This window comes from Rhodococcus sp. Ni2 (assembly GCF_021352185.1).
GTDB lineage: Bacteria > Actinomycetota > Actinomycetes > Mycobacteriales > Mycobacteriaceae > Rhodococcus_F > Rhodococcus_F qingshengii.
Genome location: NZ_WOXZ01000001.1, coordinates 2,303,858 through 2,316,885 on the forward strand (window position 1 = coordinate 2,303,858; position 13,028 = coordinate 2,316,885).

General features: G+C 63.8%; 11 protein-coding genes. 7 read left to right on the forward strand and 4 right to left on the reverse strand.

The window, feature by feature from the left end:
• Positions 1–99 precede the first annotated feature (99 nt).
• A complete protein-coding gene (locus GN300_RS11275) occupies positions 100–996 on the forward strand; it encodes a cutinase family protein (RefSeq protein WP_007735797.1) in 897 nt (298 codons plus the stop codon).
• On the opposite strand, the gene GN300_RS11280 is transcribed toward GN300_RS11275, so the two are convergent.
• Positions 997–1,548 (reverse strand): DUF732 domain-containing protein, encoded by a 552-nt coding sequence (locus tag GN300_RS11280; RefSeq protein ID WP_063315316.1) that lies wholly within the window; start codon positions 1,546–1,548, stop codon positions 997–999. It abuts the gene before it with no gap.
• A gap of 213 nt (positions 1,549–1,761) precedes the next feature.
• On the opposite strand from GN300_RS11280, the gene GN300_RS11285 reads away from it, so the two are divergent.
• Both GN300_RS11285 and GN300_RS11290 read left to right on the forward strand, forming a co-directional pair.
• Positions 1,762–2,634 carry a hypothetical protein gene (locus GN300_RS11285; protein WP_063315315.1) on the forward strand — a complete coding sequence of 291 codons (873 nt, stop codon included), beginning with the start codon at positions 1,762–1,764 and terminating at the stop codon, positions 2,632–2,634.
• Between the two features lie 150 nt (positions 2,635–2,784).
• Complete coding sequence (locus tag GN300_RS11290) at positions 2,785–3,510, forward strand: hypothetical protein (protein ID WP_058036993.1); 726 nt, start codon at positions 2,785–2,787, stop codon at positions 3,508–3,510.
• 1 nt (position 3,511) lies between these two features.
• On the opposite strand, the gene GN300_RS11295 is transcribed toward GN300_RS11290, so the two are convergent.
• The gene (locus GN300_RS11295; protein WP_003943614.1) at positions 3,512–4,414 is read right to left on the reverse strand and encodes an SDR family NAD(P)-dependent oxidoreductase; all 903 of its coding nucleotides are present in this window, start codon (positions 4,412–4,414) and stop codon (positions 3,512–3,514) included.
• 71 nt (positions 4,415–4,485) lie between these two features.
• On the opposite strand from GN300_RS11295, the gene GN300_RS11300 reads away from it, so the two are divergent.
• Both GN300_RS11300 and GN300_RS11305 read left to right on the forward strand, forming a co-directional pair.
• The gene (locus GN300_RS11300) at positions 4,486–4,776 is read left to right on the forward strand and encodes a putative quinol monooxygenase (protein ID WP_003943546.1); all 291 of its coding nucleotides are present in this window, start codon (positions 4,486–4,488) and stop codon (positions 4,774–4,776) included.
• 174 nt (positions 4,777–4,950) lie between these two features.
• Positions 4,951–6,570, forward strand: a complete 1,620-nt coding sequence (locus GN300_RS11305) for an ABC transporter substrate-binding protein (protein WP_063315314.1) — start codon at positions 4,951–4,953, stop codon at positions 6,568–6,570.
• Between the two features lie 73 nt (positions 6,571–6,643).
• On the opposite strand, the gene GN300_RS11310 is transcribed toward GN300_RS11305, so the two are convergent.
• Together GN300_RS11310 and GN300_RS11315 are read right to left on the reverse strand one after the other, a co-directional pair.
• Positions 6,644–8,956, reverse strand: a complete 2,313-nt coding sequence (locus GN300_RS11310; protein ID WP_063315313.1) for a transketolase C-terminal domain-containing protein — start codon at positions 8,954–8,956, stop codon at positions 6,644–6,646.
• A 292-nt stretch (positions 8,957–9,248) separates the two neighbouring features.
• Positions 9,249–9,569 carry a UBP-type zinc finger domain-containing protein gene (locus GN300_RS11315; protein WP_003943615.1) on the reverse strand — a complete coding sequence of 107 codons (321 nt, stop codon included), beginning with the start codon at positions 9,567–9,569 and terminating at the stop codon, positions 9,249–9,251.
• 26 nt (positions 9,570–9,595) lie between these two features.
• Between GN300_RS11315 and GN300_RS11320 the strand changes: the two genes are divergently transcribed.
• On the forward strand, positions 9,596–11,191 hold the full coding sequence (locus GN300_RS11320) for a Na+/H+ antiporter (RefSeq protein WP_030536674.1): 1,596 nt from the start codon (positions 9,596–9,598) through the stop codon (positions 11,189–11,191).
• A 182-nt stretch (positions 11,192–11,373) separates the two neighbouring features.
• On the forward strand, positions 11,374–12,993 hold the full coding sequence (locus GN300_RS11325) for an ABC transporter substrate-binding protein (RefSeq protein ID WP_063315312.1): 1,620 nt from the start codon (positions 11,374–11,376) through the stop codon (positions 12,991–12,993).
• Positions 12,994–13,028: the final 35 nt, after the last annotated feature.

Genomic DNA, 13,028 nt, shown 5'->3' on the forward strand with positions numbered 1-13,028 from the left:
TCATCGATCGTGCATCGGACAGACACAACGCCCAGACAGTATGATTCCGGAGCACCGATAGTGGTGTATGGGTTGCTGAAGGTAAAACAGGGGAGTTTCATGCGTGCGAGGCGTCTCGTTGCGGTGTTGTCGGCACTTGCTGCGGCAGTAGTGGTACCGGTTGTCAGTGCTCCCGTGGCGTCGGCTGATCCCTGCCCCAGCCTGTACGTCGTGGCCATCCCGGGAACGTGGGAGCCCTCGGGCACCAGGCCCGGCGCCGGCATGCTCGCCCCGGTGACCAACGGGCTTCCGGGCTCCGTACGCACCGATTACGTCACCTATTCGGCGACGGCCTTCCCCTGGGAATCCAACGTCTACGCCAAGTCGAAGCAGCAGGCTGTCGACAATGCCCGCGGCATGATCGGCGCCATGGCCGCCTCGTGCGGTGACACTCGCTTCGCCATCGTCGGGTACAGCCAGGGCGCCGACGCGGCAGGCGATCTCGCCGCCGAGATCGGAACCGGCATCGGCGTGGTCCCCCCGACTCGCGTCGAGGGCGTCGGCTTGCTGTCCGATCCCCGTCGTTCCGAGTCCGACGTCCTGATCGGCCCCGCTGTCGGCGGTAACGGTGCCAGCGGCCCTCGCATCGGTGGATTCGGTTGGCTGTCAGGCAAAACGGTGACGCTCTGCGCGGTCGGTGACCTGTACTGCTCGACGCCGAAGGACGATTTCGTGATGCGTCTGGCCGGATTCATGGCTCAGGCGTCCGATCCCACTCCGGCCAGTGCGCTCGCGCTGCGCGACGAGGCCGCCGTGATCGTCAATGATCTGATCACCGCAGGCGGTCTCCCCGCTTTGATGGCCCAGCTCGATCCGGGCGCGAACTCGCGGCGCATCGATCAGTTGGTCGACTTCTACGGCTCCCAGGTCCACACCGACTACACGCGTTACGTCGTTGACGGCGCAGGCAATTCGGCTACATCCTGGCTGCACGGCTGGTTGGCCGGCAAGGCCTGATCAGCAGTACGTCTGCTCCGCCGTGTCGACGTAGATCTCGGCAACGCGCTGCGAGGACATCGGCGTGATCTGTGAGTACACCTCGCCGACGGAGTTGAACTCCGCCAGCACTTCGGACCGAGGCATACCGTCAGCGAGCGCCTTGCAGGTGCCGTCGGCGTAGAGGATCTCGGCGGAATCCATTCCGGCGGGCGGGATCCCGGCCAGACGCAGAGCGGCGATGTACCGCTGCCCCTTCTCGCCGGCGTTCGCGACGATCTCTTCCGGTGACCGGGCGTCGATCGGCGCATTGGCCGCTGGCGCTACCGGTAGCGACACCGGCGGGGGCGTCGATTCGACGACGCTCGGCGCGGCTTCCGGAGTTGTTGCGGCGAGCGGGCTGGTCGGCAGCTCGGAAAGCGTACTGGGGGCAGTCGAACTCGACGTCGCCGCAACCGACGTGCTGGTGGCCGCAGAAGTGGATTCCGATGCGTCGCTGTCGGACTGGCTGCTGCAGCCGCTGAGGAGTAGGCCCGCTGCCGCGACGCAGAGGACCAGTCTGTTCGTGTTCATCACCCGTGAGTGTTACACACCGTACCGCTTATTTTGTCCGTTTTAAGGAAACTCCCTTTTGCCCTGTTTTTAAGTCGAAGTCCTGTGATATACATCTGTTCAGTTGTTACTTGTGAGTAGGAGCACACCGCGAAGACCTTGTCGGCGGCGGTCGAAACACAAGCAATGACTGCGAGTTTCGTCCCCCATCACATAAACGGCAGGGAGAAATCAGTGCAGAAATCTCACAAGAACGGCAACAGACGTCTCAGCACGCGCGTGGCCGTCATTGCAGGTACCGCAGGTGCGGTCCTCGCGTTCGCGGCGCCGATGGCCTCGGCTCAGGATCCGGTCGACAATTCGATACCCGGTGCCGCAGTGTGTCCGGCTACTGCCGAATCCTGTGTGTCGGTTGTGGTTCAGAGCGGAACCTTCGACAACAACGGCTTCAACCTCCCGATCGGAAAAGGCGACATGATCATCGCCGCCGAGGCCGGCTCCGGTGAAGGTGAGTCCACCGTTCTTCTCCCGCGCGACGACGGACACCACGGTGTCTACTCCAAGCCGTTGACCGTTCCGGGTGGAGTCCTCGGAATCGACCTGCCGTTCGGCAATCTGTTCGGCCTCGCCGCAGTCACCGCCGAGGTGGAGGCGACAGCTGCCCCGACCCTCAACGGCATCATCACCGACATGGATCTGAGCATCCCGGTGCGGATGAAGATCAACAACGCGTTCCTCGGCGACAACTGCTACCTGGGCTCCGCGGCTGCGCCGGTGAATCTTCGTCTCGCGCCTGACCCGTCGGTGGTACCGACCTACACGGTGCTCCCGGACAATGCACTGAAGGTGAGCCCGGTCGGGAACCAGGCCACCGGCTTCGCGCTGCCCGCCGCCAGTGGTTGCGGACCGTTCGGAGTGCTGAACCCGATCGTCAACTGGCGAGCAAAGGTACCGGCCACGTCCGGAACCTCGCTCAGCACGATCTCCGACGCCTACCTGTACCCGGGCGGCCTCACCGGTAGCGATCCTCTCGACGATCTCGGTGGCGGAACAGGATCCAGCGGTTCCAGTGGCTCGAGCGGTTCGTCCGGAAGCTCCGGTTCCTGAAAAATCGGAAGCCTAGACGCAGCGGTGGTGACGGAATGTCACCACCGCTGCGGCGTCCGACCTGTAATAACCTGTGCCTCAGGGTGGGCGAAGGCGGCACTCCATCAGGAGCACCTGCGCGGCCACGAAATCACAGGGGAGTCCTCAAACATGTTTCGAGACAGCGTTCTTGCCGGTCCGGTCCTGCGCCGGGGTGTGACGGCACTGGCAGTTGCGGCCGCAGCCACCATGTTTGTCGGTACTGCAGCGACGGCGGAGCCGGCGGCAGTCGTCGGTGAGGTGTCCGCGGACTCCATCGCGGCAGCCCGTGCGCAGGCCATCGGAACGACGGTCACCGTCGTGGGAACCGCGACTACGCCGTCGGGAGTCTTCGAATCCAGCTTCTACGACAAGGGCTTTGGTCTCCAGAGCGGCAATTCGGGCATCTACATCAGCGATCCGAACAACTCCGGGATTGCTCTCGGCGATCAGGTTCAGGTCACCGGAGTCCTCGCGGATCAGGAAGGCCTGCTCGTCGTCCGCCCGACTGCCGTCGAGGTAATCGGCACGACTACCCAGATCAGCCCGGCGCGACTGCCCCTCAATGCAATCGGTGAGGGCAGCGAAGGTCGTCTCGTGACGGTGTCCGGAATCGTGAGCGGACCCGTCGTCGACGATCTGCCGTACGGCCACAAGATCCTGGTCTCGGGCGCCGAGGGAAACACCGTCATCTTCGTCAACACACAGACCGGAATCGACCTCGATGCCGTCGCCGTCGGACGCCCGATCACCGTCACCGGTTTCAGTGGCCAGTACGCCAGCACCTACGAGGTTCTTCCCCGCTCGGAAGCCGATGTGCAGCAGGGTTTCACGGGCAGCCTGAGTTTCGGAAGCTGACCTAGATCTCGAACCGAGCTCCGACGCGCATCGACCCGGGAGACAACCGGCTGATGGTGCGTCCGAGCTTGGCTTCGACGGTCACGGGTACGACGGCCTTGTTCGTGCGAACTGCTTTCACGATGGCACTGGCCACTCGATCAGGAGTGAAGTTCCGCTTGCGGTAGAAGTTGTCGACCTTGGTTTGATTTTCGAGTTGTTCCTCGGCGGTGGTCCCGGCAAATTCGGTGGTTTTGAGGATGTTCGTGTGAACGAGGCCAGGGCAGATGGTGCTGACGCCGATGCCGTGTGGAAGCAGTTCTGCCCGTAGGCAATCCGAGAGCATGAATACCGCTGCTTTGCTTGTCGAATACGCGGTGAGCGCCTTCTGTGGCGTGTACGCGGCGGCCGAGGACAGGTTGACGACGTGCCCACCTGTTCCCCGGTCGATCATCATCGGGGTAAAGGCCCGGCAGCCGTAGACAACTCCCCAGAAGTTGATGTCCATGACGCGCTCGAACTGGCGCTGCTCGGTGTCGGCGAACGTTCCCGAGAACCCGATTCCGGCGTTGTTGACGACGATGTCCGGTACGCCGTGATGTGCCGCGACCGTCTCCGCGAACCGAATCACGGCCTGTTCGTCGGACACGTCCACCTGATAGGCGTGGGCACCGCCACCGAACACTGCTTCGGCGCCGCCCGCTTGCGAAGGGATGTTTACAAGTGCCGCAGTGTCCTGCGCGCTTTCGAGATTGATGTCGGAGACCACGACGATAGCTCCCTGGGCGGCGAAGGCGAGGGCCGTTTCACGCCCGATGCCGCTGCCCGCACCGGTGATCACCACCAGCGTGCCGGTGAGATCGCGCAGTCGACGCTGCAACTTCGTTCCGCGTCGCCAGCCGGTGACGTCCTTGAGTAGCCCCATTGGTTGCCCTTTTCGTGTGTACGTTTGTGGCGTGTGTCTCTAGCTGACTTCCCCTCTGCGAAAGGTATCCGATGAGCGAGCTTCGTGTAGTTGCAACCATCCCGGCCAAGTCCGGTTCCGAGGACGACGTCCGATCGGCTCTGACAACTCTCGCGGAGGCGAGTCGGTCCGAGGACGGCTGTGTGTCGTACGAGTTGTTCGAGTCAGCGGCTGCGCCCGGCACGTTCGTCACGATCGAAACTTGGCGCGGGCAGGAGGAGTTGGACGCTCACATGCAGTCCCCGCATCTGCAGGCCGCGCTGGCCGCCGCCGGACCACTTCTCGACGGCGCTCCGGCGATTCATCCGTTGAAAGGCGCCTGAATCAGAATGAATTCCTGACCTTCGCTAAGGGTCTGACCTGCGAATGTCGCTCGAAAACTGACCAATCGTCGCGCTCCATTCCACTGAGCGGGACCTGCGACTAATACCTGTGCCTTAAGTCACAAACTGTCTCGACAATGCTTCACATCACAGTTTCTGACCTGGAGGTTTTGAATGAGTCGCAGTTCTCGGCGCGGTCACCGCAAGGTTGCCGCCGTCGCGCTGGCAGTCTCCGCCGGCCTGTTCGTCTCGTCGTGCGCTGACAGCGGGAACGGGGGTGGGAGCGGCGACGCACCGGACTCCGGTTCGGGATTGTCCATCGGCCCGGTCAACGAGCAGTCCGGCGAGGGCGATCCGGTCAAGGGCGGCACCCTCACGTTCAGCGGGTACTCCGCCGTCACCAATCTCGATCCGGCGAAGACTCAGATCGCCGGTTCGGTCGCCGGTTCGGAGTTGGGCGCGATCTACGACACGCTCCTGCGGTACGACCCGGCGTCCAAGGAATTCGTTCCGAAGCTCGCAGAGTCGATGGAGCCGAGTTCCGACTTCAAGACGTGGACCCTCGAACTGCGTGACGGTGTGAAGTTCAGCGACGGGACGCCGGTGGATTCGGCGGCCGTCTCGGCGAGCCTCAATCGCTACGTCACCAACAAGGGACCGCAGTCGAGTCTGTACGCGTCGAAGGTCGCGTCGGTAGACACTCCGGATCCGTCGACGGTCGTCTTCAATCTCGTCGACCCGTGGACCGGTATCGAGTCACTGCTCTCCACCGGCCCCGGCATGATCGTCGCGCCGAGCGCCCAGCAAGCTGATCAGTTCACCCCGATCGGCGCGGGTGCCTTCACCCTCGAGAAGTTCGCTCCCAACGAGGAATTGATCCTCGACGCTCGGGAGGACTACTTCGACGGTGCCCCGAACGTGGACAAGCTGCGGTTGATCAGCATCGTCGGTTCGCAGTCCACCACCGAATCGCTCAAGAGCGGCGGCACGGACGTCGCGTACATGCGGTCGCTACCGAACGTGCTGGATCTGATCGACTCCGGCTACCCGGGCTTCGTCGACATTCCGTCGCTGTCGTACCTGTCGCTGGTGAACACGGCACCCGGTCGTCCCGGTGCCGACGTGCGCATCCGTCAGGCATTGGCGCTCGCAACCGATCCCGTCGCACTCGACAACCGACTCAACGAGGGCAAGGGTCTGCCCGGGCAGGTCATCTTCCAGGACACCTCTCGCTGGCACAACGACGTCGCTCCGATCGGCGTCGACACCGCCAAGGCGAAGCAGCTTCTCGACGAGGCCAAGGCTGACGGTTACGACGGCAAGATCACATACCTGACGCTGCAGGAGAATTCGGCGCAGGCGATGGCTCTCGCACTGCAGTCGATGGCCAACGCCGTCGGATTCGATTTCCAGATCGAGTACGTCAACTCGGTTGCCGACGTCGTCAAGCGTTTGTACGCCGACCGCGACTTCGACATGGCAACAGGTTCCGCCAGCCTCGCGGAAGCCGATCCTTTCGAGCGTCTGTACTCCAATCTCAAGTCGGGTGGACGGAACAACGCCACGAGCTTCTCCGACCCCGAGATGGATACGCTGCTCGATCAATTGGGTGTCGCGACGTCGACCGACTCGAAGATCGAGGTGCTCGCCAAGATCCAGGAGCGCGCCAACGAGGTTGTGCCGTGGCAGGTTTACGGCAACACCCCGTGGCTCGGTGTGTGGGGACAGAACGTCCACGGCATTCAGCAGAGCCTGGACGGAATCATGTTCTTCGACAAGGCCTGGAAGAACTAGACACCTGAATGACTGACTGGACCCGAGAAGCGTCCCTGCGGGGACGCTTCTCGGCATCAGAGAGTGTGATCGATCAAGAAGTGAGATCGAGGGCAGCGCGGACGATGCTGTCGGAGTCGAGGCCGTGGTACCGGTAGACGTCCTCGAGCGAACCGACCTGACCGAACCGGCTCACTCCGAGCGCAGCACCCGGAACGTTGTTGATTCCCGTCAGGAACGCGAGGGTGTGCGGGTGCCCGTCGAGAACGGTCACCATCGGCGCGGACCGGCTGCTCGGAAAGACCTGATTCAGGATCCACGACGGACCGTCCGCGAGACCGCGCCGAGACTGGAGTGCTTCGAAGAGCAAGCCGGGGCTGGTCACGCAGACGACGTCGGCGGAAATGCCCTGCTCGCTTAGTCTTTCGGCTGCGACCAGTGTTTCGGTGACGGTGGCACCCATGCCGACCAGGGTGACGGCCGGATCAGGGTTGTGCCGCAGTGTGTATGCCCCGGCCACCACCTGACGTCGACGGCGTTCTCGCGCAGCCGGATCGGTCGGTACCGCGGCCAGGGCCTGATCGACCGGACGGGTCGACAGGCGCAGATACGACGAGCTGCCGTCCGGGCGACCGAGGCGTCCGATGCTGTCGAGGAGCGTCCACTCCACGTCGACGGCGAATGCCGGTTCGAAACTGGTGCAACCCGGCTGTTCCAGTCCGATGGACGGGGTCTTGATCGACTGGTGCGCACCACCTTCGGCGGCCAAGGTGACGCCCGACGGAGTGCCGACCATGATCGACTGCCCTCCGGCGTAGATGCCGTACGACCACGGTTCGAGAGCCCGTTCGATGAAGGGGTCGTACATCACCCCGATGGGGAAGAGTGGCTGGCCCCAACGACTCCAGGTCGCACCGAGTTCGCCCATCAGTCCGACCAGGTTGGTCTCGGCGATACCGAGTTCCATGTGCTGACCGGTGGGCTTCTCACGCCAGTGCATGATCGTTTCGGCGTCGTCGGCAAACCAGTTGTGCCGCTCGTCGGGGGACCACACGCCGACCTTGTTCAGCCAGCCTGCGAGGTTGGTGGTGGAACTGACGTCCGGGCTCAGTGTGACAACACGTTTCGCGGCGTCCGGCGCTTCGCGGCTGAGGTCGAGTAGTACCCGGCCGAGAGCTGCCTGAGTGGTGGACGTGCCGGAGGGCGTACGGCCGATGTCTTTCGGAACTGCCGGGGGCACCAGATGCTCCACCTTCGGGCGAGCCAGGCGCCCAGCGGTTTCGGCGCAGATGCGGCCGGACGGGCTGTCGGTCTCGAACCGTTCCCAGGGCTTCGACGGGTCCATGCCGAGTTCCGACGCCAGGTGCTCGTACTGCTCGGCGGTGAGCAGCGACGAGTGGTTCTGCGGATGACCCTGCGTCGGCAGGCCCCGACCCTTGATGGTGTACGCGATGATCACGGTGGGACGGGTGTCGTCGATCTGTGCGTACGCCTCTCGCAGAGCGTCGAGGTCGTGGCCACCGAGATTGCGGATGGCCTCGAGCACCGTGGCGTCGTCGAGGTCGTCGATCAGCGCCGTGATCGCGTCGGCGTCCGCCGCGTCGCCGGGCAGTCTCAGACGTACCTCGTCGGCCGTGCATCGCAGCAGGCGCTGGTACTCCGGATTCGGCATGTCCAGGATTCGTTCGCGCAACGCGGTGCCGCCCGGCCGGGTGAACAGTGATTCCAGCAGCGCACCGAACTTCACGGTGATGACCTGCCAGCCGGCACCCGAGAACATGCGCTCCAGGCGGGTTGCCGCGATGTTCGGCACCACCCGGTCGAGTGATTGGCGGTTGAGGTCGACTATCCACACGATCTCACCCAGTTCGGCAACCGAATGATCGAGAACTGCTTCCCACACCGCGCCCTCGTCGAGTTCGGCGTCACCGACCAGGGAGTACTGACGCCCGGTTCCGGCGCCGCCGAGGGAGGCGTCTACGTATCGGCGAGCGATGGCGCCCCAGATGGGAGCCGTCGCGCCGATACCCACCGAACCGGTCGAATAATCCACCGGATCAGGATCTTTCGATCGACTCGGGTAGCTCTGCAGGCCCCCGAATTCGCGCAGAGTCGTCAGGTAGGACTCGTCGAGTTCGCCGAGCAGATAGTTGATGCCGTGGAGCACCGGCGCCGCATGCGGCTTGACGGAAACCCGGTCGCCGGAACGAAGTTGGCCGAACCACAGCGACGTCATGATCGAGACCATCGACGCGCACGAGGCCTGATGGCCGCCGACCTTGAGCCCACTGGGATTCGGACGGACACGGTTGGCGTGATGGATCATCGCGGTCGACAACCACAGAACGCGCTTCTCGATCTCCGCCAGTGACTCGGGAGCGTTCTGGTCGATGTTGGGGCTGTTCACGGCCGGTCCTGCCTTCAGTAGTGGACATCGATCACCGCACCGCCTGTACCCCAGATCGTGGGGCCGACGATGTGGTTGTGATGTTTGGCAGGACTTCCTGAGGCCGAACCGTTCGGTGCGGCAAAGTCCAGCCGCACCTGTCGATCTGTTGTGCAGATTCTGCGTCAAAGTCCATCATCGGCATACAGATTGAGCAATAGCTACCCGGTGGATTGAGCAATGTGCGCAACACCGAGGGCTGTGCGCCGTGACAGGTGGGCACTATGCGCAGTGCACCGCCAGTCGCGCGCGGTCAGTCCATCAGGTCGTGGACGTAGCACCAGCGCCAGGATTCGCCGGGCTCGTGTGAGCGCATGACCGGGTGCCCGGTTTCGCGGTAGTGGTTGGTGGCGTGCTGATGAGGGCTGGAATCGCAGCATCCGACGTGGCCGCAGGACAGGCACATGCGCAGGTGAGACCAGTTATCCTCACCCAACTCGGCGCACTCCTGGCAGACGCCGGGCGTCAGCGCCGCCGGGTCTGTTTCGGGCGCATTGGTTAGTTCCTCGCAACCGGTGGGAGCGGGTGCGGGCTGCTGTGTGCGAGCTGCTGCTCGCTTCAGGATTTTCTTCATCGCCTTCCATACTGCATGCTGCCAGGGTGAACGGCATATTACTGGGGGTTGTAGTAGCGGCGTTGCTGGTGGCGGCGGTCGCGCGAAGGTTCGGGCTGTCTTCGCCGCTGATCCTCGTCCTGGTCGGTTTGATCGCCTGTCAGATACCGGGTGTTCCGGAATTGGAACTCGATCCAGACCTCGTCCTGTTCGTCGTGTTGCCTCCACTTCTGTACTCGGCAGCACTGGACAGTTCATACCTGGCTTTGCGCTCGAATCTGCGTCCGATCGGATTTCTCGCGGTGGGGCTTCCCCTGGCGACGACGGCTGCGGTGGGCTTTGTCGCCTACCTGATCGTGCCGGAGTTCTCGATAGCGGCTGCTCTGGTTCTCGGCGCCATCGTGGCGCCGCCGGACGCGGTGTCCGCGAGCGCAATCGGACGCAAGCTCGGCCTGCCGCGCCGAATCATGACCCTGCTGGGCGGGGAGAGCCTGCTCAACGACGCCACCGCTCTGACGGCGTACAAGGTCGCTCTCGCGGCTGCCGTCGGTACGGGTGCGACGCTGATCGGCGGCTTCGAGACTTTCCTCGTCGCGGCGGTCGGTGGAACGGTGATCGGCCTCGCGGTGGGGTTCGTCATCTCGAAGGTTCGCGGCAAGCTCCAGGATCCGGTGATGGAGAGCGGAATCGGATTGGTGGTGCCGTTCTTCACCTACCTCGCTGCGGAAGAGGTCCACGCGTCGGGCGTCATCGCGGTCGTCGTAGCCGGATTGTTCCTCGGCCAGCGCTCCACCCGCGCGAGTTATGCGACGCGTTTGCAGGACACGGCAGTGTGGAGGGCCGTCGACCTGATCCTGGAGTCGTTCGTCTTCCTGTTGATCGGTCTCCAATTGCCCAGTGTCGTCAACGGATTGCAGGGGTACAGCACTTCGATCGTCGTCTGGGCGTCGGTTGCCGTTCTCGTGACCGTCGTGGTGGTCCGAATCGCCTGGGTGTTCCCGTTCACGTACGTACCGCGCTGGCTGTCGCCGCGTATTCGAGCGAGGGAGCCGGAGATTTCGGCGCGGGCGGTGTTCGTCGTGTCGTGGGCCGGTATGCGAGGGGTCGTGTCGCTGGCAGCTGCCTTCGCCATTCCGCTGACGGTCAACAGTGGGGAGGACTTCCCGGGGCGGTCGCTGATCCTCTTCCTGACGTTTGTCGTCGTGGTCGGCACGCTGTTGCTGCACGGCCTGACGTTGCCGTGGGTGATCCGTGTCCTCGGCGTGCAGGGGGATGAAGAGCAGTCCGACGCCCGCGCCGAGGCGGCAGCCCAGGACAAGGCTGCACGGGCCGCTGCGGCGCGGCTGGACGAATTGGTCGGAGCCGACGCCGACGACGTCCCTCAGGTCCGCAATCGTGCTGCGGACATCTTGCGAAGCTGGAACACCCACCGCGCGAACTCGGCGTGGGAGCGACTGGGACGCAGCGACGAGGATCTGGGGGAGAGCCCGTCGAACGCCTTCCGCTCGCTGCGCCTCGAGATGATCGATGCCGAGCGAGGCGTCTTCATCGCCGAACGCGATGCCGGCCGGATCGACGACGAGGTCCTCCGGAAGGTGCTTCGCGAGCTCGATCTCGAGGAAGCGACGCTCGACCGGGACTAGACCGGCTGGTCTGCTGTCCACGAAGGTAACCGCTGGCCAGGGTCGGTTTACCTGACTGTTGAGGCCTGCAACTTAACCGATTCCACTGAGCGAGACTCGATCCAATTTTCTGTGCCTCCCATCACAGACTGTTTCGTGTTCAACATCACGTCACGGTCTTACCCCGCCTTGGAGGCATTCGAATGAGTCGTAGTTCCCGCCGCGGAAGTCGCAGATTGGCTGCGGCTGCGCTGGCGATCACCGCAAGTATGTTCCTGGCGTCGTGCGCCGACAACGGCTCGAGCAATGGCGGCGGCGAATCCGCTGATTCCGGTTCCTCACTGAAGATCGGCATGGTCAACGAGCAGGCTGATCCCGGCACTCCCACCAAGGGCGGCACGCTGACGTTCAGCGGTTACTCGGCGGTCACGACTCTCGATCCCGCGAAGGCTCAGGTTGCCGGCGCCACCGGTGGCAGCGAGCTCAGCGCCATCTACGACGTGCTCATGCGTTACGACCCCATCGGGCAGAGGTTCGAGCCCAAGCTCGCTCAGTCGCTCGAAGCGAGTTCGGACAGCAAGACCTGGACGCTGAAGCTCCGCGACGGTGTGAAGTTCAGCGATGGCACAGCTCTCGACTCGAAGGCCGTCGCCGACAGCATCAACCGCTACGTCACCAACAAGGGACCTCAGTCGAGCCTGTGGGCTTCCAAGGTTGCCTCGATCGACACCCCCGACGCGACGACCGTAGTCTTCAACCTCGTTGATCCGTGGACAGGCATCCAGTCGATGCTCGCCACCGGACCCGGCATGATCGTCGCCCCGAGCGCCCAGCAGGGTGACCAGTTCACCCCGATCGGCGCCGGCGCCTTCACCCTCGAGAAGTTCGCTCCCAACGAGGAACTGCTGTTGGCTGCTCGCCCCGACTACTACGACGGCGCACCGAACATCGACAAGCTCAAGCTGATCAGCATCGTCGGCGCTCAGCCCACCGCCGAAGCACTCAAGACGGGCGGCATCGACGCCGCGTACATGCGTACGCTCACCCCGATCCTGGATCTGATCGAGTCGGGTTACCCCGGCTTCGTCGACATCCCGTCGCTCGGTTACATCGCCAACGTGAACATGGCCCCGGGCCGCCCGGGCTCGGATGTCCGTGTCCGCCAGGCGATGGCGCTGGCCGTCGATCCGGAGACGCTCAACACCCGCGTCAACAACGGCAAGGGACTGCCCGGCCAGGAGATCTTCCAGGACACCTCGCGCTGGCACAACGACGTCGCACCGATCGGCGTCGATCCCGCCAAGGCGAAGGAACTGCTCGATCAGGCCAAGGCCGACGGCTACGACGGAAAGATCACCTTCCTCTCCATCCAGGAACCGTCCGCACAGGCAACGGCTCTGGCCATCCAGGCGATGCTCAACGCAGTCGGCTTCGACGCTCAGATCGAATACGTCACCGGTGCAGGTGATCTGGTCAAGCGGATGTACGCCGATCACGACTACGACATGAGCACCGCAGCACTGAGCCTCGCCGAGGCCGATCCCTACGAGCGTCTGTACACGGGCATCAAGTCCGGTGGCCGTAACAACGCGACCGGCTACTCCGACGCCGAAATGGATGCTCTCTTGGACAAGTTGGGCGTCGCAACCACCGACGAGGACAAGAAGGCAGTCCTGGCACAGATCCAGGAACGCGCCAACGAGACCGTCCCGTGGCAGGTGTGGGGCAACGTCGCCGCACTCGACGTGTGGAACCAGAACGTTCACGGACTCGAGCAGAGCCTCGACGGAATCGTGCTCTTCGACGGAGCTTGGAAGTCCTAGAGAGCCTGAAGTTCACAGCCGGCCCCGCGCCCGTA